Origin of the sequence: Afifella sp. IM 167 (assembly GCF_020144925.1) — a bacterium.
GTDB lineage: Bacteria > Pseudomonadota > Alphaproteobacteria > Rhizobiales > Afifellaceae > Afifella.
This window is the reverse complement of the sequence record NZ_NSLC01000006.1, coordinates 106,886-127,564: the sequence shown is the minus strand read 5'-3', so window position 1 is coordinate 127,564 and position 20,679 is coordinate 106,886. Positions and strand designations below refer to the sequence as shown.

Annotated in this window: 20 protein-coding genes; 8 read left to right on the top strand and 12 right to left on the bottom strand. The window is 67.2% G+C overall.

The window, feature by feature from the left end; genetic code table 11:
- Positions 1-5 precede the first annotated feature (5 nt).
- Entirely contained in the window at positions 6-1,718 is a 1,713-nt protein-coding gene (gene ureC, locus CLD20_RS12290) for an urease subunit alpha (protein WP_224406938.1), read from the bottom strand.
- A 249-nt stretch (positions 1,719-1,967) separates the two neighbouring features.
- Between ureC and CLD20_RS12285 the strand changes: the two genes are divergently transcribed.
- On the top strand, positions 1,968-2,450 hold the full coding sequence (locus CLD20_RS12285) for a hypothetical protein (protein ID WP_224406937.1): 483 nt from the start codon (positions 1,968-1,970) through the stop codon (positions 2,448-2,450).
- A gap of 240 nt (positions 2,451-2,690) precedes the next feature.
- Positions 2,691-3,539, top strand: coding sequence for a cytochrome c (locus CLD20_RS12280; protein WP_224406936.1), 849 nt, complete (start codon positions 2,691-2,693; stop codon positions 3,537-3,539).
- 46 nt (positions 3,540-3,585) lie between these two features.
- Here CLD20_RS12280 and CLD20_RS12275 read toward each other — a convergent pair whose 3' ends face one another.
- The 5 genes from CLD20_RS12275 to CLD20_RS12255 all read right to left on the bottom strand — a co-directional run bounded on the left by CLD20_RS12275 (position 3,586) and on the right by CLD20_RS12255 (position 6,183).
- Positions 3,586-3,939, bottom strand: a complete 354-nt coding sequence (locus tag CLD20_RS12275) for a GFA family protein (RefSeq protein ID WP_224406935.1) — start codon at positions 3,937-3,939, stop codon at positions 3,586-3,588.
- A gap of 47 nt (positions 3,940-3,986) precedes the next feature.
- Positions 3,987-4,292: an urease subunit beta gene (locus CLD20_RS12270; protein ID WP_224406934.1), complete on the bottom strand. Its 306-nt coding sequence runs from the start codon at positions 4,290-4,292 to the stop codon at positions 3,987-3,989.
- A gap of 2 nt (positions 4,293-4,294) precedes the next feature.
- Positions 4,295-4,885: a HupE/UreJ family protein gene (locus tag CLD20_RS12265; RefSeq protein ID WP_224406933.1), complete on the bottom strand. Its 591-nt coding sequence runs from the start codon at positions 4,883-4,885 to the stop codon at positions 4,295-4,297.
- Positions 4,886-5,010: 125 nt separating this feature from the next.
- Positions 5,011-5,313, bottom strand: coding sequence for an urease subunit gamma (locus tag CLD20_RS12260; protein WP_224406932.1), 303 nt, complete (start codon positions 5,311-5,313; stop codon positions 5,011-5,013).
- A gap of 9 nt (positions 5,314-5,322) precedes the next feature.
- The gene (locus tag CLD20_RS12255; RefSeq protein ID WP_224406931.1) at positions 5,323-6,183 is read right to left on the bottom strand and encodes an urease accessory protein UreD; all 861 of its coding nucleotides are present in this window, start codon (positions 6,181-6,183) and stop codon (positions 5,323-5,325) included.
- Between the two features lie 108 nt (positions 6,184-6,291).
- On the opposite strand from CLD20_RS12255, the gene CLD20_RS12250 reads away from it, so the two are divergent.
- Positions 6,292-6,564 carry a BrnT family toxin gene (locus CLD20_RS12250; RefSeq protein WP_224406930.1) on the top strand — a complete coding sequence of 91 codons (273 nt, stop codon included), beginning with the start codon at positions 6,292-6,294 and terminating at the stop codon, positions 6,562-6,564.
- Positions 6,533-6,811, top strand: a complete 279-nt coding sequence (locus CLD20_RS12245) for a helix-turn-helix domain-containing protein (protein WP_224406929.1) — start codon at positions 6,533-6,535, stop codon at positions 6,809-6,811. The genes CLD20_RS12250 and CLD20_RS12245 overlap by 32 nt, the downstream gene beginning before the upstream one ends.
- Before the next feature lies 1 nt (position 6,812).
- Here CLD20_RS12245 and CLD20_RS12240 read toward each other — a convergent pair whose 3' ends face one another.
- The 6 genes from CLD20_RS12240 to CLD20_RS12215 all read right to left on the bottom strand — a co-directional run bounded on the left by CLD20_RS12240 (position 6,813) and on the right by CLD20_RS12215 (position 16,356).
- Positions 6,813-8,675, bottom strand: a complete 1,863-nt coding sequence (locus CLD20_RS12240) for an acetyl-CoA hydrolase/transferase C-terminal domain-containing protein (RefSeq protein ID WP_224406928.1) — start codon at positions 8,673-8,675, stop codon at positions 6,813-6,815.
- Positions 8,662-10,779, bottom strand: a complete 2,118-nt coding sequence (locus CLD20_RS12235) for a 3-hydroxyacyl-CoA dehydrogenase NAD-binding domain-containing protein (protein WP_224406927.1) — start codon at positions 10,777-10,779, stop codon at positions 8,662-8,664. The genes CLD20_RS12240 and CLD20_RS12235 overlap by 14 nt, the downstream gene beginning before the upstream one ends.
- An 8-nt stretch (positions 10,780-10,787) precedes the next feature.
- Entirely contained in the window at positions 10,788-12,074 is a 1,287-nt protein-coding gene (locus tag CLD20_RS12230; RefSeq protein WP_224406926.1) for an acetyl-CoA C-acetyltransferase, read from the bottom strand.
- Between the two features lie 3 nt (positions 12,075-12,077).
- A complete protein-coding gene (locus CLD20_RS12225) occupies positions 12,078-14,348 on the bottom strand; it encodes an acyl-CoA dehydrogenase (protein WP_224406925.1) in 2,271 nt (756 codons plus the stop codon).
- 113 nt (positions 14,349-14,461) lie between these two features.
- On the bottom strand, positions 14,462-15,784 hold the full coding sequence (locus tag CLD20_RS12220) for a TRAP transporter large permease (protein ID WP_224406924.1): 1,323 nt from the start codon (positions 15,782-15,784) through the stop codon (positions 14,462-14,464).
- The gene (locus CLD20_RS12215) at positions 15,781-16,356 is read right to left on the bottom strand and encodes a TRAP transporter small permease (RefSeq protein ID WP_224406923.1); all 576 of its coding nucleotides are present in this window, start codon (positions 16,354-16,356) and stop codon (positions 15,781-15,783) included. The genes CLD20_RS12220 and CLD20_RS12215 overlap by 4 nt, the downstream gene beginning before the upstream one ends.
- 250 nt (positions 16,357-16,606) lie before the next feature.
- On the opposite strand from CLD20_RS12215, the gene CLD20_RS12210 reads away from it, so the two are divergent.
- The 4 genes from CLD20_RS12210 to CLD20_RS12195 all read left to right on the top strand — a co-directional run bounded on the left by CLD20_RS12210 (position 16,607) and on the right by CLD20_RS12195 (position 20,671).
- Positions 16,607-17,248, top strand: coding sequence for a tetratricopeptide repeat protein (locus CLD20_RS12210; protein ID WP_224406922.1), 642 nt, complete (start codon positions 16,607-16,609; stop codon positions 17,246-17,248).
- A gap of 142 nt (positions 17,249-17,390) precedes the next feature.
- Positions 17,391-18,446: a D-xylose ABC transporter substrate-binding protein gene (gene xylF, locus CLD20_RS12205; protein WP_224406921.1), complete on the top strand. Its 1,056-nt coding sequence runs from the start codon at positions 17,391-17,393 to the stop codon at positions 18,444-18,446.
- 61 nt (positions 18,447-18,507) lie between these two features.
- Positions 18,508-19,872: a sugar ABC transporter permease gene (locus CLD20_RS12200; RefSeq protein WP_224406920.1), complete on the top strand. Its 1,365-nt coding sequence runs from the start codon at positions 18,508-18,510 to the stop codon at positions 19,870-19,872.
- 1 nt (position 19,873) lies between these two features.
- Positions 19,874-20,671, top strand: a complete 798-nt coding sequence (locus CLD20_RS12195; RefSeq protein ID WP_224406919.1) for an ATP-binding cassette domain-containing protein — start codon at positions 19,874-19,876, stop codon at positions 20,669-20,671.
- Positions 20,672-20,679: the final 8 nt, after the last annotated feature.

The following is a 20,679-nucleotide window of genomic DNA, read 5'->3' as shown; positions in this document are numbered from 1 at the left end:
GCCCCTCAGAACAGAAAATACCGCTGCGCCATCGGCAGCACCTCGGCCGGCTCGCAGGTGAGGATCTCGCCGTTCGCCCTGACCTCGTAGGTTTCCGGATCGACCTCGATCTCCGGCGTCGCATCGTTGAGGAGCATCGACGCCTTGGAGATGCCGCCGCGGGTGTTCGCCACGGCGACAAGTTCCTTTTCCACGCCGATCTTCTCGCGCAGACCCTCCTCGGCCGCGATCTTGGAAACGAAGGTCACGGCGGAATTCGTCAGCGCCTTGCCGTAGGCGCCGAACATCGGCCGGTAATGCACCGGCTGTGGCGTCGGGATGGAGGCGTTCGGATCGCCCATCGGGGCGGCGGCGATGGTGCCGCCGACGAGCACCATGAAGGGTTTCACGGCGAAGAAGGCCGGATCCCAGAGGACGATATCGGCGCGCTTGCCGACTTCCAGGGAGCCGATCTCGCCCGCCATGCCGTGGGCGATGGCCGGGTTGATCGTCACCTTGGCGATGTAGCGGCGGACGCGGAAATTGTCGTTGTCGCCGCTCTCCTCGGCAAGGCGGCCGCGCTGCACCTTCATCTTGTGGGCGGTCTGGAAGGTGCGGATCAGCACCTCGCCGACGCGGCCCATCGCCTGGCTGTCGGAGGCGATGATCGAAAAGGCACCCATGTCGTGGAGGATGTCCTCGGCCGCGATCGTCTCCTTGCGGATGCGGCTCTCGGCGAAGGCGACGTCCTCGGGAATGTTGGAATCGAGGTGGTGGCAGACCATGAGCATGTCGAGATGCTCGTCGATGGTGTTCCTCGTATAGGGCCTTGTCGGATTGGTGGAGGACGGCAGGACGTTCGCCAGCCCGCACACCTTGATGATGTCCGGCGCATGGCCGCCGCCCGCCCCCTCGGTGTGGAAGGCATGGATGGTGCGGCCCTTGAAGGCGGCGACGGTGTTCTCCACGAAGCCGGATTCATTGAGCGTGTCGGTGTGGATCATCACCTGCACGTCGTAATCGTCGGCGACAGACAGGCAGCAATCGATGGCGCCGGGCGTGGTGCCCCAGTCCTCGTGCAGCTTGAGCGCACAGGCCCCTCCCCTCACCACCTCCTCCAGCGCCGCCGGCAGGGAGGCGTTGCCCTTGCCGGAAAAGCCGATGTTGATCGGAAAGGCATCGACGGCCTGTATCATCCGCGCCATGTGCCAGGGTCCCGGCGTGCAGGTCGTCGCCAGCGTGCCATGCGCCGGGCCGGTGCCGCCGCCGAGCATCGTCGTGACGCCCGACATCAGCGCCTCTTCGATCTGCTGCGGGCAGATGAAATGGATGTGGCTGTCGAAGCCGCCGGCGGTGACGATCTTGCCCTCGCCGGCGATCGCCTCCGTCCCCGGGCCGACGATGATGTCGACGCCCGGCTGCGTATCCGGGTTGCCGGCCTTGCCGATGGCGGCAATGCGGCCGTCCTTCAGGCCGATATCGGCCTTGTAGATGCCGGTGTGGTCGACGATCAGCGCGTTGGTGATGACGGTGTCGACCGCCCCGCCCTGCCGCGAATGCTGGCTCTGGCCCATGCCGTCGCGGATGACCTTGCCGCCGCCGAACTTCACCTCCTCGCCGTAGATTGTGAGGTCCTTCTCCACCTCGATGAAGAGCTCGGTATCGGCGAGGCGCACCTTGTCGCCTGTGGTGGGGCCGAACATGTCGGCATAGGCGGCGCGGGAGATCGTTGCGGGCATTCAGAAGCTCTCCACAGGTTGGGTGCCGCGCCATCCGGCGGGCGCGGGCGAAGGATCGGAACGGGGGTGAATGCGGGCGGATGGGCAAAGCTCAGCCGGCGTTGCTCGCGTCACAGGAGCGCCGGCAACAAGCCCGGAAATCATCACTGGAGGAGCACATTTTCGGCCCCTCGCGCCGGAGACTGGCGGGGCCTGCAACATGCCCGCCCTTTGGCGGGCGTCTCCAACTCTGTCAGAGAGGAAAAGACCATGCGCACCATCTTGAAGACAGCGGCCGCGGCCGCGATCGCCCTGCCGGCGCTGACGGCGGCCGGCTTCGCACAGGGAACGGGGGCGCAGGATTCCGCTCCGGCCGCTACCCCGCAGGCGAGTCCTCAGGCCGGGGCCCCCGCCAATCAGCCGGCCGTCGCCGCGCAGGCCAAAGAGCCGATCACCGTCGATACCGTCGTCGCCTCGATCGAAGATGCGGGCAACGCGGCCGAAGCCATCACCGGCGCCGAGGTGAAGCGCGTCGGCGTCATCGCCATCGACGAGCGCGCCGGCGCCGAGACGACGGCGAAGGTCGACGAGGCCGTCGCGGCCAACGAGGAGAAGGTCGCGGCCCTTCAGAGCGCCATCTCGCACCACGAGGACCTTGGTGCGCGCCTTTCCAAAGGCGGGCTCGACGTCACCAAGGTGGTGGCCGTCGAGGTGATGCCCTCCGGCGACCTGCTGCTCTTCGTGCGCGCCTGACGGGCCGGCGCGAAAATGCCCCGGGAAAGGCGCGGCATGCCATGTCGCGCCTTTTCTTTGCGCAAGCGCCCCGGATCCGCCTTTGTGACATAGCTCACGCAACGAACACTTGCGGCCCGCAAAGCAAACGAAAGTCGTTGCCAAGAAGCCGCCTCCCCTCTACCGACACGCCCGCGGCAATTCGCCGCGACGCCCGGCATCAATGCTTAGCCTGCCGGTCTTTTTCGGGGAGACACATAGATGAGACTCCGTACGCTTCTTGGTGCGTGCGCAATGCTGGCTGCCGTCCACCCGGCGCAGGCCGAGACCCTGCTGGAACGCGGCACCTACCTGATGAATTCCATCGCCGCCTGCGGCAACTGCCATACGCCCGTCGGACCCGAAGGTCCGGTCGCTGGGATGGAGCTTGCGGGCCAGCTCATTCAGGAGAACGAGGCCTTCACGGCCTATGCCGGCAACATCACGCCCGACGTCGAGACGGGCATCGGCGCGTGGTCGGACGAGGAGCTGATCCACGCGATCCGCGAGGGCGTGCGGCCGGACGGCACGATCATCGGTCCCCCCATGCCGATCGAGCTCTACCGCGGCATGTCGGATACCGACGTGAAGGCGATCGTCGCCTATCTGCGCGCGGTTCCGCCGGTGAAGAACCGGGTGCCGAAATCTACCTACAACATCCCCCTCCCGGCGAGCTACGGACCGCCCGTCGGCCATGTCGGCGACGTGCCGCACGAGGATATCCTCGCCTATGGCGGCTATCTGGCCGGCCCTGTCGGCCATTGCGTGGAATGCCACACGCCGATGGTCGGGCCGCGCCGCGACTTTGAGAACCAGCTCGGCGCCGGCGGCTTTGCCTTCCCCGGCCCGTGGGGCATCTCGACCTCGGCCAACATCACGCCGCACGAGAACGGGATCGCGCATCTCAGCGACGCGCAGGTGGCGCGCATCCTGAAGGAGGGGGTGCGGCCGGACGGCTCGAAAATGCTGCCGCCGATGCCCTACGCCTTCTATGCCCATCTGAAGGACGAGGACCTTCAGGCGATCATCGCCTATCTGCGCTCCCTGCCGCCCAAGCCGTTTCCCGGCTGAGCAAAGCGTGCCGCCAAGGAAGGGCCGGGCCGGGATGCCCGGCCCTTCAGAGATTCCTGCCATCGACGTGCCGGACGCTCAGGCTGGCCGGATCGACACCGTCGAGGCAGCGCGCATTGACCACGACCATCTCCGCGCCCTGGTGCTCTCCGCGCGCAAAACTCTCGATGCCGCAGGTGGAGCAGAAGAGATGATGCACGACGTGCTTGTTGAACTGGTAGTCGGTGAGATTGTCCCCGCCCGAATGCAGGGTGAACTCGCTCGCGGGCAGGAAGGCGATCAGCCAGCCGAGCCGCGAGCAGCGCGAGCAGTTGCAGCTGACGACCTCGGAAAGGTCGACCTTCGCCGTGTAGCGGACCGCGCCGCAATGGCACCCGCCCTCATAGGTCTCCGCCGCCATCCTTGTCCCTCCATCGTCGAGAGCGCTTCACCCTTGGCGTGCCGCCATCAAAGCGCGCCCATGATTTTCTGGTTGAAGCCGTAGACTTTCCTGTCGCCGCCATAGGCGACGAGCGTCACCTCGCGGCTCTGGCCCGGCTCGAAGCGCACGGCCGTGCCGGCGGCGATATCGAGGCGCATGCCGCGGGCCTTGTCGCGCTCGAAGGAGAGCGCCTCGTTGGTCTCGAAGAAATGATAGTGCGAACCGACCTGCACCGGCCGGTCCCCGGTATTGGCGACCGTCAAAGTGACGGTCGCCGCCCCGGCGTTCAAGGTGATGTCGCCTTCGGCCGTGAGGACCTCGCCGGGGATCATGGTCAGAGCACTCCTGCAAAAAGACCGATGCCGGCGAGCGCGGTGGCGCCGCCGAGGCCGCGAGCCAGCGCGAAGCCCGTCCTGGAACGGCTGGCGCCGAGAAGAAGGCCGGTGCCGATACCGACGCCATGCAGCGCGGCCGTGGCGAGGGCAAAGCCCGCGAGATAGGACATGGCCGTCGCAGAGCCGATCTCGCCGCCATGGGCGTGGCCATGGAAAAGCGCGAACAGGCCGACAAGGACAGCGCCGGCGGCGGCCGGCAGGCGCACGGCCATCGCCACGACGAGGCCGAGGACGACGACGGAAGCGAGGATCACCGGCTCCACGAAGGGAAGGGCGATGCCGGAAAGGGCCAGCGCGAAGCCGATCACCATGGTTCCGACGAAGGCCGAAGGCACGGCCCAGACGGCGCGCCCGCCGAGCATGGCGGCCCACAGGCCGACGGCGACCATCGCCAGGATATGGTCGAGCCCGAACATCGGATGGGAAAAGCCGGCGGCGAAGGAGCCGTGCTCGCCCGGATTGAGATGGGCGAAGGCGGGCGCCGTGGCAGCCACCAGCATACCGGCGGAAATTCCAAGCAGTCTCAGCATAAAAAGTCCCTCATTTGGTCGACCTGGCGCCCGGATATCGGTCACGCCCTTCGCGCGACATTGCGCGAATTCTTCTCCGGCGCAGCGCCCGGAAGGGCCGGCGCCGGCATGTTCTCTCCCGCCCCCTAGCGGATCGGCTCATGCACGGTAACGAGCTTGGTGCCGTCCGGGAAGGTCGCCTCCACCTGCACGTCGTGGATCATCTCGGCGACGCCCTCCATCACCTGATCGCGCGCAATGACATGCGCGCCGGCCTCCATCAGCTCGGCGACGGGGCGGCCGTCGCGCGCGCCTTCCACAACGAAGTCGGTGATCAGCGCGATGGCCTCGGGATGATTGAGCTTCACGCCGCGCTCCAGCCGCTTGCGCGCCACTTCGGCCGCCATCGCCACCAGGAGCTTGTCCTTCTCGCGCGGGGTGAGCTGCATGCCGTTTCCTCACAGGGTCCAGATTTTGGGCAGGGCCTCGCCTGCCAACAGGATTCTCAGGGCGGGCACAAGCCGGCGCCTGAGCGCAAGCCCGTCCGCGGCGACAAGCCGAGCAAGAAGCTTGCCAGCAAATGCGCTCGCGCCGCCGCCCGGCCCAAGCGCTTCGCGCAGCGGCGAAAGGAAGCGCTCGGCATCCTCCGCCACCATGACGAGGCTTGAAAAGGCGCGCCCGCCGGCGAGCGTGGCCGGCGCCGCCGAAAGCGCCGAGACGTCGCCGCAAAGGGCGAGTTCGTCGGCATGGACGAGCCTGCCCGCCCGGCGGATGCGCCAGCTTTCAAAGAGAGCGGCGCTGGTGACGGTCTCGCCCATCGCGGCGCGGCCGAGGAGGGTCGATTCCACGGCGAGAAGGCGCGCGCCCTCCGCCAGCTCGGCGCGGATACTTCGTCGGCAGCCGGCGCCGTTGAAGGCGATCGCCTCCTGCGGCAGCCAGAAGAGGCTCGCGCCCTTTCCGAGCCTGAGGTCGACGTCGATCTCGGCGAGGCCGCCCGCGGAGCGGTAGAGCTTCTCGCAGGCCTGACTGGTCAGAATCGCGGCCGCGCCGTCCTTCACCTCGACGGACAGCGACAGCCGGTCGCCGCCCGTCAGGCCCCCGGCGGTGTTGATGGTGACGGCCTCCGGCATTCGCCCGGCCGGCACGCGCGGCAGGCGGATCTTTGCGGAGCCCTGCTGATAGAGCCGGTCGAGGCGGGTGCGGCCGTCGGCGAGCTTGAAGGAAACGCCCGCCGCTGCCTCCACGCGCTGCATGCGCCGGGGCGCGGCAGGGATCGCCCGCCCGCCCGCATCCTCGCTCTCGCCGGCCGTCTCCAGCATCCCGCCCCTTCTCGCCTGCCGGAAACATCGGCGAGACGGGCCGAGAAGTCGAGGGGCGCGACCAAGGTGACAATTTGCAGAACTACGGAATTTCCGTATATATTTCCCATGGGAGACAGGTTCGACCCGGCCAAGGACGCAATCAATCTCAAGCGTCACGGCCTGCCGCTCATCTTCGGCGACCGGATCATGGAGGATGAGAACCTTCTGATCCTTCCCTCGATACGGCCGCAGGACGGGGAAGAACGGTTCAAGGCGATCGGCGAGGTCGACGGCAAGGCGTACACGGCCGTTTTCGTCTGGCGCGGTACGCTGCCGCGTTTCATCTCGGTGCGCAGGAGCAACAAGAGTGAAGAAAGATCGTATCGTTCTGCCCGCTGATCCGCAGGACCCGGAAGATTTCGACGTCTCGGCCGAAGCGATGGACCGGGGGCAGAAAGCGCGCATCGTGCGCAAGGCACGCATCGGCCTCGGCCTCTCGCAGGCGGAGTTCGCGCGGCGCTTCCGGGTGCCCCTCGGCACGTTGCGGGACTGGGAGCAGGCGCGCGTGACGCCGCCGGATTTCGCCGTCGCCTATGTGCGGGTGATCATGCGCGACCCCGACATGGTCGCCGACGCCGTAGCGTAGGTCAGCCCTTGCGCAGGGCGCCGAGGATCAGGGCCGCCAGGGCCCTTTCCTTCAGCCCCGACGGGTTTTGAAGCTGCATGCGGGCGAGCGCGCGTTCCTCCTCAGCCGAAATGTCGTCGGCGCGCCAGCCTTCGCGCAGCGTCTTCGCCAGAGCGAGCCAGTCGCCCTTGTGGCCCTTCAGGAAGGCGAGCGCGGGCAGAAGCGCCTGCTCGTCCGCGGTGAAATCGGTGCCGAGCGGAAAGCGCGGCAGATGCCCCTCGCGCCGGAAGGGCGAAAGCGCCGTTTCGATGCGCGCGCGCGTGTTTTCGGGCCCCGTGAAACGATAGGCCTTCTCCAGCTTGCCGGCCGATCTGGCGCTTTTTTCCAGATCCGCCTGGAAGCGGGCATCGGCGATGGCGAGCATCGCCGCGATCGTTTCGCTGTCGGTGCGCCCGCGCAGGCTCGCAATGCCGTATTCGGTGACGACGATGTCCTTCAGGTGTCGCGGCACCGTCTCGTGGCCGTAGCTCCAGACGATGTTGGAGCGGGGCCTGCCGGCGGAGGTGCGCGAGGCGTGGAGCGCCATCACCGAATGCGCATCCTGGAGCGCGAAGGCCTGGGCGACGAAATTGTACTGGCCGCCGACGCCGGAAACGACGCGCCCGTCCTCCAGCTGGTCGGAGACGATGGCCCCCATCAGCGTCGCCATCATGGCGTTGTTGACGAAGCGGGCCTTGCGCCGGTCTTGGCGCTTTTCTTCCTCGCGCACGCCGTAGAGCTCGTTGACGAAGGAGATCTCACGCATGGAAAGCTTCATGCGTTCGGCTTCCGGCAACGCCTTCAGCCGCTCGTAGAAGCTTTTCTGGCCGAGGAAGAAGCCGGCATGGAGGATGGCGCCGTCATGCGCCGGCCGCTTCAGGATGCCGGCCTCGTAAAGGTCGAGGAAGCCGTCGACGAACATCTCCGAGGCGCCGTAAAGCCCCTCGCGAAACGGTTCGCAATGGCGCTCCAGCCCTTGCGGCGGAGGCCCGAGGGCATCGAGCGCGGCGCAAAAAACCTCGGGCGCGCGGTGGCGCAGGATGAGGGCATGGGTCAGCGCATCGCCGATCGAGCCGATGCCGATCTGCAGCGTGCCGCCATCCGGCACCATGCTCGCCGCGTTGAGGCCGATCGCGTAATCGGCCAGCGAGATGGGCGGCTTGGGCGTGACGAAAAGGGGATGGTCGCCGGCATCGAGCAGGAACTCGAAATCGCTCGCCGGCAGCTCTGCCGGGCCGGGCATATAGGGCAGCGCGTTGTTGACCTCGCCGACATAGGCGACCTTCTCGCCCGTCTCGCGCCGGCGGCGGAAGGTGGGCAGGATATCGAGGGTGATGTCGGTGTTGCAGGAAAGCGAATAGGTGGCGTCCGCCCCCTCCCCCTTCCTCGCCACCATCTGGGCGAGCACGTTGACGCCGCGGTCGAGCAGCGCGCGGGTGGCGTGGGTGTAGTTGGCGCTGATGTAGGATTGCTGCGCCGCGGGGCTCGAAAGGTATTTGCCGGCGAGGAAGAAGAACTCGTTGACGGCGACGTTCGCCGGCAATTCGCCCCGGCGCATCGGCGCGGCGTATTCGAGCGGCGGATAGCCGGCATAGAGCCGTTCGGCGAGCGGACCGACGAAGCGCTTCTCGATCTCGGAAGAAGCCGAGGGTGCCTGCAGCGTCAGCCCGGTGAAGATGCGCAGCGATACGGACGGATCGCGCGCGGCGCGCCGGTAGAGCGCGTTCGCCACGCGGTTGGCCTTGCCGAGGCCGAGCGGCAGGCCGAGAACGATGTCCCGGCCCACATGGGCGATGATGCGCTCGGCGATCTCCTCGGCGTCGGAAAATGCCTCAGGCGGCTGCACGCTCTTCCTGTCTCAGATCCGCCCAGCCGGCGTCGGGCGCAAAACGCTCGCCGTATTTCTCGGCGAGTTCCTCCAGCCGCTTGACGATCTCGGCGACGCCACGTCCGCGCGCATAGTGGATCGGACCGCCGCGAAAGGGCGCAAAGCCGGTGCCGAAGATCATCGCGCCGTCGAGGATGTCCTCGTCCCGGACGACGTTCTCGCGCAGCGCCGCGACGGAGGTGTTGAGGAGCGGCAGGACCAGGCGGTCGGTAAGGTCGGCGCGCTGGATGGTGCCCTCGTGGCGCTTCTTCTCCGGCTTGCCGTCCTTGCCGTAGGTATAAAGCCCCTTGCCGGTCTTCCTGCCGAGCTCGCCCTTTTCCACCTTCTCCTTCAGCCAGGCGGGTGCCTCGGGGATCGGCGTGGAGAGCCGGCCGCGCAGCTCGTCGGCGACGGCCAGACCGACATCGAGGCCGACATTGTCCATCAGCTCCACCGGGCCCATCGGCATGCCGAATTCCTCGGCCGCCTCGTCGATCATCTCCGGCTCCACGCCCTCGTCGAGGAGGAGCATGGCTTCCAGGAGATACGGCGTCAGCACCCTGTTGACGAGGAAGCCCGGCGAGGACTTCACCGGCGCCGGCAGGCGGTCGATATCGGTGACGAAGGCGAGCGTGGTCTTCAGCGTCTCTTCCGACAGCCCGTCATGGCGCACCACCTCCACCAGCTGCATGCGCGAGACCGGGTTGAAGAAGTGGATGCCGACGAAGCGGGCGGGATCCTTCAGTCCGTCGCGCAGATCCTCCAGCGGGATGGACGAGGTGTTGGTCGCAAGGATCGCGCCGGGCTTCATCCTCTCTTCAAGGCCGGCATAGATCTTCTTCTTGAGGTCGAGCCTTTCGGGCACCGCCTCGATGATGAGGTCGGCCTTGGCCGCGCCATAGCCGTTCGGGTCCGGGATCAGCCTGTCGAGCGCGTTGCGGATGGCGATCCGGTCCTTCAGCACCTTTTCCAGCATCCTCGCGGCCGACTTCACGGCCTTGCCGATCGGGGCGGTGGCGACGTCCTGAAGCGTCGCCGTCATGCCGCTCTTGGCGCACCAGGCGGCGATCTCGCCGCCCATCGTGCCGGCGCCGACGACATGGACGTGGCGGATGCCGCTCTTGCCGGCGCCCTCGCCCTTCAGCTTCTCGCGCAGGAAGAAGACGCGGATGAGGTTGCGGGCCGTGTCGGTGACGAGCAGCGAGGCGAAGGAACGGATCTCGCCCGCCTGCATCGCCTTCCGGTCGCCGCCATGCTCCTGCCAGAGCTCGATCAGCGCATAGGGGGCGGGATAATGCTCCCGGCGCGCCCGCTCGGCGACCTTGGAGCGCATACGCTCGCCGGCGAAGCGGCGTCCGGGGCCGGTCGCCAGCGCCTTGTCCATCAGCCCGTCGGAGGCGGCGCTCTTCAGTTCGCCCTTGGCAAGCGCGGAGACGGCGGCGGCGACATGGCGCTCCTCGATGGCGACGTCGACGAGGCCGAGCCGCTTGGCGGCGCGGGCCGATTTCGTCTTGCCCGTCAGCATCATCGTCATCGCCTCGGTGGGGTCGATGAGCGCGGTGGAGCGATAGGTGCCGCCAAGACCCGGATGCAGGCCGAGCATCACTTCCGGGAAACCGAGCTTGGCCTTGCCGACGGCGATCCGCCGCTTGCAGGCGAGCGCGATCTCAAGCCCCCCGCCGAGGCAGTTGCCGTGGATGATCGCGGCGGTCGGGAAGGAAAGCTTCTCCAGCCGGTCGACGACCGCATGGGCCTTGCCCAGCGCCTCTTCCACCTCGCCGGCGCTCTTCAGGCCGTCGAACATCTTGATGTCGGCGCCGACGATGAAGCCAGAGGGCTTTACCGAGCGGATGACGAGCGCCTTCGGCGGGTTCCTCTCCAGTTCGCCGAGGATGCCGTCGAGCTCTTCCAGCATCGACTGGTCGACGACGTTGACGGAGCGGCCCGGCATGTCGAGGAGGAGCCATTCCACCCCCTCGGCGTCGCGGCCGCGCCTGAAATTGGTGCCCGAAGGGGCCGCGGCGAGATCGACCGGCCCGGTTTCCAGAAGGCGCGGCGAAAGCGCGTCCAGCATGTGTCCCATGGCGATCCTCACATCACGCGTTCGATGAGCATGGCGCCGCCCTGGCCGCCGCCGATGCATTCTGTGGCAATGCCCCGCCTGCCGCCGGTGCGCTCCAGCGCATTGGCGAGATGCAGCACGATGCGGTTGCCGGAGGTGCCGACCGGATGGCCAAGGCTGATGGCGCCCCCGTCGATATTGAGCCTGTCGCGGTCGATATGGCCGAGCGGGCCCTCCAGACCCAGAACGTCCTTGCAGACCGTCTCGTCCTCAAAGGCCCTGAGGCAGGCGATCACCTGTGCCGCGAAGGCCTCGTTCAGCTCCCAAAGGTCGATGTCGGAAAGCGCGATCTCGTTCCGGCGCATCAGCTTTGCCGAGGAGACGACCGGGCCGAGGCCCATGATGGACGGATCGAGCGCGCCCCAGGCGCAGTCGACGATCTTCGCCTTCGGCGTCAGCCCGTGCTCCTCGACAGCCTTTTCGGAAGCCAGGATCACCCAGGAGGCGCCGTCGGTGATCTGCGAGGAATTGCCCGCCGTCACCTTGCCGAAGGGGCGCTCGAAGGCCGGCTTCAGCTTGGCGAGGCTCTCCATGGAGCTGTCCGGGCGCACGCCGTCATCGGCCTCGTAGACCTTCCCGTCGCGGTCGAAGGAGGGCATCACCTCGGTGCCGAGCCAGCCTTCCTCCTGTGCCCGGGCGAGCCGGTGATGGCTCTCCATGGCGTAGCGGTCGGCCTCCTCGCGGGAGATGTCGAACATCTGGGCCAGCACCTCGGCGGTCTGGCCCATGTTGAGTTCCACGATCGGATCGGTGAGGCCGCGCTCCAGGCCGATCTCCGGCACCAGATATCCCGGCTTCAGCGCGGTGGCGGTGGAGAGCTTGTCCCAGAAGGACTTCGACGTGTTGAACTTGCCGAGCCATTCCACGGCGTCGTTCTTCAGGACCATCGGCGAATGGGAGAGCGATTCCGCGCCGCCGGCGAGAACCAGGTCCCGGCTGCCGTCCTGCACGTAGCGGAAGGCCGTGTCGATCGACTGCATGCCGGAGCCGCAGTTGATCTGCACGGTGAAGGCCGGCGTCTCGTCGCTCATGTTGAGGCGGAGCGTGGCCACCCGCGCCGGGTTCATCTCGTCAGCGATGACGTTGACGCAGCCGAGGATGACCTCGTCGATGGCGTCCGGCGCGAAGGGCTGGCGCATCAGGAGCGGCCGGCCGCATTGCACGGCAAGGTCGACCGGCGTGAAGGGGCCGGGCTTGCCGCGCGCCTTCAGGAACGGGGTGCGAGCCCCGTCAACGATGTAGACTGGCTGTGGCATGTCTTATGCGGTCCGCTTCAGGTCGTGGACATTTGTGGTGGGGGCAGCGTGCTCGTGAAGCAGCTCGGCGCCGTTGAAGGCCTCTGCGGGGAAGGCGTCGACGGCGATGACCTTCGCCGCCGCCTCGTCGGCCTCGGCAAGGCGCGCCGCTTCCTCGGCGGTGACGAGACCCTTCTCCCTCGCCTCCTCGGGAGTGCGGATCTTCGCCTTGGCGAGCTTGCGGCGGAGATCGTCCGTCTCCACCACCAGTGCGAAGGCGCGCTCCAGATCGGCGATGGCGCTCACTTCCTTGCCGGCGCCCAGATAGATGCCGGAGGTGAGGCGATCGCGCGCCTCCGACGGCACCATCAGCATTTCGGCACAAGTCTGGGCGAGCCTGTCGGACGGGCCGGCGCGGCGCGCGCCGAACGGGAAGCATGCGACGCGCATCAGCCAGGCCGCCGGGCGGAAGGGCAGATTGTCGAACAGCTCGGCAAAGGCGATGCCCATCTTCTGGAAGCCGCGCTCGCAGACGTAATCGACGAGCGGCAGGTCGGCGTCCGGCCGCTGATCGACCTCGAAGCGCTTCAGCGTCGCGGAGAGAAGGTAGAGCTCGGAAAGGATGTCGCCGAGACGGGCCGAGATGCGCTCCTTGCGCTTGAGGTTGCCGCCGAGGGTGACGAGGGCAAGATCGCTGAGGAGGGCGAAGGCGGCCGAATAGCGCGACAGCTGTCGGTAGTGGCGCGTCGCCTTGCCGGCATCCGGCGCCGGGGCGAAGAGGCCGAAGGTCCAGCCGCGGCCGATGGCGCGGAAGGCATTCTTGAAGGTGTGGCCGACATGGGCCCAGAAGGCCTTGTCGAAATCGGCGACGGCCTTTTCCCTGTCGGGCTCGGCGAGCGCGGTCATCTCCTCCAGGAGGAAGGGATGGGCGCGGATGACGCCCTGGCCGAAGATCATCAGGTTGCGGGTGAGGATATTGGCGCCCTCGACCGTGATGCCGACCGGCACGGCGCGATAAAGATTGCCGAGATAGTTCTTCGGCCCGTCGATGACCGCCTTGCCGGAATGAATGTCGTAAGCGCTGTTGACGGATTCGCGCATGCGGTAGGTGGCGTGCGCCTTCATGATGGCGGCGATGACGCCCGATTTGTGCCCGTCGTCGAGCGCGGCGCAGGTCAGCCGGCGGGCCGAATCGAGCTCGTAGGCGGCGCCGGCGAGCTGGGCGAGATGCTCCTGCACGCCCTCGAACTGGCCGACGGGAATGTTGAATTGTCGGCGCACGCGCGAATAGGCGCCGGTGGAGCGGGCGGCGAAGGAAGCCGCCGCGGAAGACAGGGACGGCAGGGAAATGCCCCGGCCGGCAGCCAGCGCGCCCATCAGCATGCGCCAGCCCTTGCCGATCTGCGCCTCGCCGCCGATGATCGCCGACATCGGCACGAAGACGTCCTCGCCCTCAAGCGGGCCGTTCTGGAAGAAGGTCATGGCCGGGATGTGCCGCTCGCCGCGCTTGACGCCCGGCGTGCTGGCCGGAACCAGCGCGACGGTAATGCCAAGATCTTCCTGTGAACCAAGAAGATGATCCGGATCCTTCATCTTGAATGCGAGGCCGATCACCGTCGCGATCGGCGCCAGCGTGATGTAGCGCTTGGAAAAGTTGAGGCGAATTCCGAGGACTTCCTCGCCCTCATAGGTGCCGCGGGTCACGACGCCGGTATCGACCATCGCCGCCGCATCCGAGCCGGCATGCTCGCTGGTCAGACCGAAACAGGGGATTTCCTCGCCGCGGGCGAGACGGGGTAGCCAGTAGTCGCGCTGCTCGTCGGTGCCGAAGAGCATCAAGAGTTCGCCCGGTCCGAGCGAGTTCGGCACCATGACGGAGACGCCGCCGGTAACGCTCGCCGTGGAGACCATCCGGATCACCTCCGAATGGGCGAAGGCCGAAAAGCCGAGGCCGCCATACTGCTTCGGAATGATCATGCCGAAGAAGCGCTTCTCGCGCAGGAAGTCCCAGATCTCGGGCGGCAGGTCGTGACGGTTCCAGTTGATGTCCCAGTCGTCCACCATCCGGCAGAGTTCCTGGACGGGGCCGTCCATGAAGGCCTTTTCTTCCTCGGTAAGCTTTGCGGGCGCGGCGCTCAGGAGCTTGTCGTAATCCGGCGTGCCGGTGAAGAGCTCGGCGTCCCACCACACGCCGCCGGCCTCGATGGCCTCGCGCTCGGTATCGGACATGGCGGGCATGACGGAGCGGGCCCAGCCGAAGAGCGGGCGGGTGATATATCGGGCGCGAAAAGACATGACGTCCTCCCTGTGTTGCATCGCCAACGCCGGCGGAGGCCTTCAGTTGCAGCCGAAGCGGCGCAGGGGACACCGGAATCGTGCTTCCTCAGATAAGAAGCCTTGCCGGCTACTCAATAGAGCAGACGCAGCATAACCAGTGTGACGGAGGGGAAGGCTACCAGAATCGCCACCCGGACGAGGTCGCTCGCCACGAATGGTAAAACGCCCCGAAAGGTCTCGCTCATCCTCACGCCGCCGGAAAGCGAGTTGATGACGAAAAGATTCATTCCGACCGGCGGGGTGATCAGCCCCACCTCCACGACGATCAGGACGAGGATGCCGAACCAGATGGCGAACTCCTCCGGACCCAGGCCGAAATCGAGGCCGCTGACGACCGGGAAGAAGATCGGGATGGTCAGGAGGATCATGGAAAGCGAATCCATGACGCAGCCGAAGGCGAGGTAGCAGAGCAGGATGGCGACCAGCACCAGCCAGGGATCGTAGCCGCTTTCCACCACCATCGCCGCCATGGTCTGGGGAAGCTGGGAGAAGGCGAGGAAGGTGTTGAAGGTCGCCGCCCCGAAGACGATGAAGAAGATCATGCCGGTGGCGACCGCCGTTTCGAGCAGCGCGGCGACGAGCTGGCGCCAACCGAGTTCGCCGGAGGCGAGCGCGATCAGCCCGGTGCCGGCGGCGCCGACGGCGGCCGCCTCCGTCGGGGTGAAGACGCCGAGATAGATGCCGCCGATGACGAGCACGAAGACGATGAGGACCGGCCAGACGGCGACGAGCGCCCCTGCCCTCTCGCGCCAGTGCGCCTTCTCGCGGTGGCCGGCGGCCTCCGGCCAGAGACGGACGTAGCAGGCCGTGGCGATGATGTAGCCGAGCGCGGCGAGGATGCCCGGAATGAAGGCGGCGAGGAACAGCTTGGCGATGTTCTGCTCGGTCAGGATCGCATAGATGACGAGAATGACGGAGGGCGGGATCAGGATGCCGAGCGTGCCGCCGGCCGCAAGGCAGCCCGTCGACAGGGCGCCGGAATAGCCGAAGCGGCGCATTTCCGGCATCGCCACCTGCGCCATGGTGGCGGCCGTGGCGAGCGAGGAGCCGCAGATCGCCCCGAAGCCGGCGCAGGCGCCGATCGCGGCCATGGCGACGCCGCCGCGGTGATGGCCGAGCATGGCGTCGGCGGCGCGAAAGAGCTGTTTCGACATGCCGCCGCGCGTCGCGAACTGGCCCATCAGGAGAAAGAGCGGCACGATCGACAGCGAATAGGAGGAGAAGGTCTCGTAGGTCAGCGACTTCAGCTGCGCCAGGAGCGGGATCCAGGAGCCGTTGATCAAAACGTTGCCGACGACGCCGACGAGGAGCATGGCCAGCCCGATCGGCATGCGCAGGAAGATGAGCAGGAGCAGGACGACGAAGGACCAGCCCGCGAGCGAAAGGTTGCTCACTCGCCCCACTCCGTGCCGGTCGGCCGCATGGCTTCATCCTCGCCCTTGCCGAGCATCTCGTTCAAGGAGCGCCAGACCGTATAGGCGGCGGTGAGGGCGAAGAGCCAGGCTCCGACGAGCGCGGCGGCATAGGGCCACCAGAGCGGAAACTGCAGGATGAAGGTCGTCTCGCCATAGGCGAGCTTGTCGGAGGTGCCGAGGCCGAGCCGCCAGGCGATCAGTACCGCCGCCACCGTCATCAAAAAATTGCCGACAAGGGAGAAGGCGGCGAGACCGCGCGGCCCGAAGGTCTGGGCGAAGAGATCGACCATCACATGGCCGCGGCGGTAGTGGCACCAGGGCAGGAAGGAGAATACGGCGAAGGCGACACCGGCCTCCACCAGCTCGAAATCGCCCGGCACGGGGCCGAAACCGAGAGAGATGAGCGCGCGTCCGGCGATCGAGACGACGGTCATGACGGTGATGGCAAGCAGGACGAGGCCGCCGAGGATGGCGAGGAACTGCGCCAGGGCGCCGACGATGCGGCCGCAGGCGGCTTCGGCCCCAGGAAAGAATCCTCTCGCTGCGCTCACCGCCGATCCATGCCCTCAGCGCCCCCACCTTCCGCGCGGTGCGATTGCGTAGCCGTTCCAGGGTGGGAAGGCCACCGTCTTCGGCTCGCCATCAAAGGAAAATCAGAGCCTCCCGGTCAAGTATCCGCCCTCGCCGCCTCGCCTTGCACCTGCTCGCGTTGCTTTGACCGGGCGCCGGCTGGCGGGCGGCGGCGGTGGTGCTATCTTTCCCGGGCCGATGACGCATCTTTCGGGGGGCAGGAAGGTGACCATGACCAAGGCCGATACCCGCAGGCCCCGCCGCGCCCGGCATTCGCCGGCCCTTCTCGCCCTCGTCACAGCGCTCCTTCTGGCGGCCCCCGCGCCCGCCGGCGCCGCCCAGGAGCCAGGGCCGGGCGAGAGTGCCTACGAGGAGTCGAACCGGGAACTCGACCGGCTCTTCGCCATGCTGGCCAAGGCCCGCTCCGAGCCGGAGGCGCGGCAGATCGAGAACCGCATCTGGCAGGCCTGGATGGTTGGTCCCGACCGGCGCACCAGCGAGATGATGCAGGACGCGATGAAGGCGCGCAGCGACTTCGACTACGACAAGGCCCTGTCGATCATCGAGGAGGTGATTAAGATGGAGCCGGAATATTCGGAGGCCTGGAACCAGCGCGCCACACTGCATTTCCTCAAAGAGGATTTCGACCGCTCGCTCGACGACATCAACCGGGTGCTGGAGCTGGAGCCGCGCCATTTCGGAGCGCTCGCCGGGCGCGGCGTCATCCTGATGCGCCAGGGCCGCTTCGAGCTCGGGCAGAAGGCGCTCCGGCAGGCTGTGGAGATCGATCCCTGGCTGCGCGAGCGCTCCATGATCATCCCGACGCCGGAAGAAGGAAGGCCTCTGCCGCCGGGGGCGGAGGAGCGGATCTGAGGCTGAAGCCGGCGCCTGCGATATCCGTAACCTTGCGGCCGGAAGGCCGATATCATCGACTTTCGACGCTCTGGACCCTCCCGGCGGAGCGTGATGTTATGCGCGGCAAGACGGCACAGACCGCAGTACGGGAGGAAATCGAATGCTACGCAGGTCCTTTCTCTATCTTCTGACGGGCGCGGCAGCGCTCGCGGCCGCCGCGGGCGGCCTTGCGGGCCCCGCCAGTGCGCAGGACAGGCCCACCATCGGCGTCTCATGGTCCAACTTCCAGGAAGAGCGCTGGAAGACGGACGAGGCGGCGATCAAGGAAAAGCTCGACGAGCTCGGCGCCGACTACATCTCCACCGACGCGCAGAGCGCCACCGCCAAGCAGCTTTCCGACGTGGAAAGCCTGATCGCGCGCGGGGCCGATGCGCTGATCATCCTCGCCCAGGACGCCTCGGCCATCGGCCCGGCGGTGCAGAAGGCGGTCAACGAGGGCATCCCCGTCGTCGGCTACGACCGGCTGATCGAAGACCCGAACGCCTTCTATCTCACCTTCGACAACAAGGAAGTCGGCCGCATGCAGGCGCGCGCCGTGTACGAGGTGCAGCCGGAAGGCAACTACGTCTTCATCAAGGGCTCGCCCACCGACCCGAATGCGGACTTCCTGCATGAGGGCCAGCTCGAAGTGCTGAAGGAGGCCATCGATTCCGGCAAGATCAAGGTGGTCGGCGAGCAGTATACCGACGGCTGGCTGCCGGCGAACGCGCAGCGCAACATGGAGCAGATCCTGACCTCCGTGAACAACGAGGTCGACGCCGTCGTCGCCTCCAACGACGGGACGGCCGGCGGCGCCATCGCCGCGCTCGCCGCCCAGGGCATGGCCGGCATCCCGGTCTCCGGCCAGGACGGCGACCACGCCGCCCTCAACCGAATCGCGCTCGGCACACAGACCGTCTCGGTGTGGAAGGATTCGCGCGAGCTCGGCCGCAAGGCCGCCGAGATCGCCGTCGCCATGGCCAAGGGCAGCTCGATGGAAGAGGTCGAGGGCGCCACGAAATGGACGAGCCCCGGCGGCAAGGAGCTCAACTCCATCTTCCTGAAGCCGATCCCGATCACGCGCGACAACCTCAACGTGGTCGTCGACGCCGGCTGGATCACCAAGGACGAGCTCTGCCAGAACGTGCCGGCGAAGACGGTCGAGGCCTGCAACTGAGGCCGCCCGTAGTGAAAGCGGCGGCCGGCGCTTCCGGCCGCCTGCGAAAAGGGCTCATTTCATGACCGAAAAGGCCGAGACGGCCGCCGAGGGCGAAGCGCCGGCGCATTCGCGCAACCCCGCCGCCGCGGGCGAGCACAGGCCGGAGGCCGGGCCGGCCAGGGGCGGCATACGCGGCGCGCTGCGCGCCATGGAAGTCGACATGCGCCTCATCGGCATGGTCGGCGCGCTCGCCCTCATCTGGATCGTCTTCGACCTTTTCACCGGCGGCACCTTCATCACGCCGCGCAACCTGTTCAATCTCACCGTCCAGACCGCCTCAGTGGCGGTGATGGCCTGCGGCATGGTCTTCGTCATCGTGGCGCGCCACATCGACCTTTCGGTCGGCTCCGTGCTCGGCTTCATCGCCATGATGATGGGCGCCTTCCAGGCCGATTTCATCCCGCAATATCTCGGCTTCGACCACCCGGCGACCTTCGTCCTGACCATCCTCTTCGGCGTCTTCATCGGCCTTATCGTCGGGGCGCTGCAGGGCTTTCTGATCGGCTATCTCACCATTCCGTCCTTCATCGTCACGCTCGGCGGCCTGCTGGTCTGGCGCGGGGCGGCCTGGTGGGTCACGGAGGGGCGCACCATCGCCCCGCTCGACGCCAATTTCCGCGTCTTCGGCGGCGGCATCGGCGGCACGCTCGGCGCCACCTGGAGCTGGGTCTTCGGCGCGGTCGCCATCGTCGCCATCGTCGCCTTCGCCATCAACAACCGGCGCATGCGCATGCACTTCAAGTTCCCGCTGAAGCCGGTCTGGGCGGAGATCACCAACGCCGTGGTGCTGTCCGGCGCGGTCGTCGCCTTCGTCTGGGTGATGAACGCCTATCCGGTACCGGAACGGGCGGCGCGCCGCATCGCGGAGGCGCGCGGCATTCCCATCCCCGAAAGCGGGCTCGACTGGGCCCAGGGCATCGCCGTGCCGGTCGTGGTGGTGGCGCTGGTCGCCCTTGCGATGACCTACATCGCCCAGCGCACCAAGTTCGGCCGCTACGTCTTCGCCATGGGCGGCAACCCGCAGGCGGCCGAGCTTTCCGGCATCGATACCAAGCGCATGACGCTCTACATCTTCATGCTGATGGGCGCGCTGGCCGCCGTCTCGGCGGTCATCGCCTCGGCCCGACTGCAATCGGCGGCGAACGACCTCGGCACGCTCGACGAATTGCGCGTCATCGCCGCCGCCGTCATCGGCGGCACCTCGCTCGCCGGCGGCGTCGGCACGATCTACGGCGCCATCCTCGGCGCCCTCGTCATGCAGTCGCTGCAATCGGGCATGGCGCTCATCGGCATCCAGACGGCGCTGCAGTCGATCGTCATCGGCTCCGTCCTCGTCCTCGCCGTGTGGATCGACCAGGTCTATCGCAAGCGGATCGGAGACTGACATGTCCCCTGCCCTCGTGGAATTGCGCAACATCAGCGTCTCGTTCGGCGGCGTCAAAGCCGTCGACGACGTCACGGTCGACCTTCATCCGGGCGAAGTCGTCGGCCTTCTCGGCCATAACGGGGCGGGCAAGTCGACGCTGATCAAGGTCCTGTCGGGCGCCTACCACGCCGACCGCGGCGAGATCTTCATCAACGGCGAGAAGGCGGCGATCGCCAATCCGCGCGACGCGCGCCGCTACAACATCGAGACCATCTACCAGACGCTGGCGCTCGCCGATAACCTCGACGCCTCGGCCAACCTCTTCCTCGGGCGCGAGCTGACGACGAGCTTCGGCGCGCTCGACGACGTCAGGATGGAAGCGGAGACGCGCGAGATCATGGGCCGCCTCAATCCCAATTTCCGCGCCTTCCACGCGCCGGTCATCGCTCTTTCCGGCGGCCAGCGGCAGTCGGTGGCGATCGCGCGCGCCGTCTATTTCAACGCCCGCATCCTCATCATGGACGAGCCGACGGCGGCGCTCGGCGTCCAGGAAACCAAGATGGTCGCCGACCTCATCCTGAAGCTGAAGGCCGAGGGCATCGGCATCTTCCTCATCAGCCACGACATCGAGGACGTCTTCGACCTCGCCGACCGCGTGGCGGTGATGAAGAACGGCGCGCTCGTCGGCACGGCGCGGGTGGACGACGTCTCCAAGGACGACGTCCTCGGCATGATCATCCTCGGCAAATGCCCGCCGGGGGCGGTCCGTGGCCCCGGCGCGACGCCCGAGGAGCAGCTCGCTTCGGTCGCCGCCTGAGGCGTTCT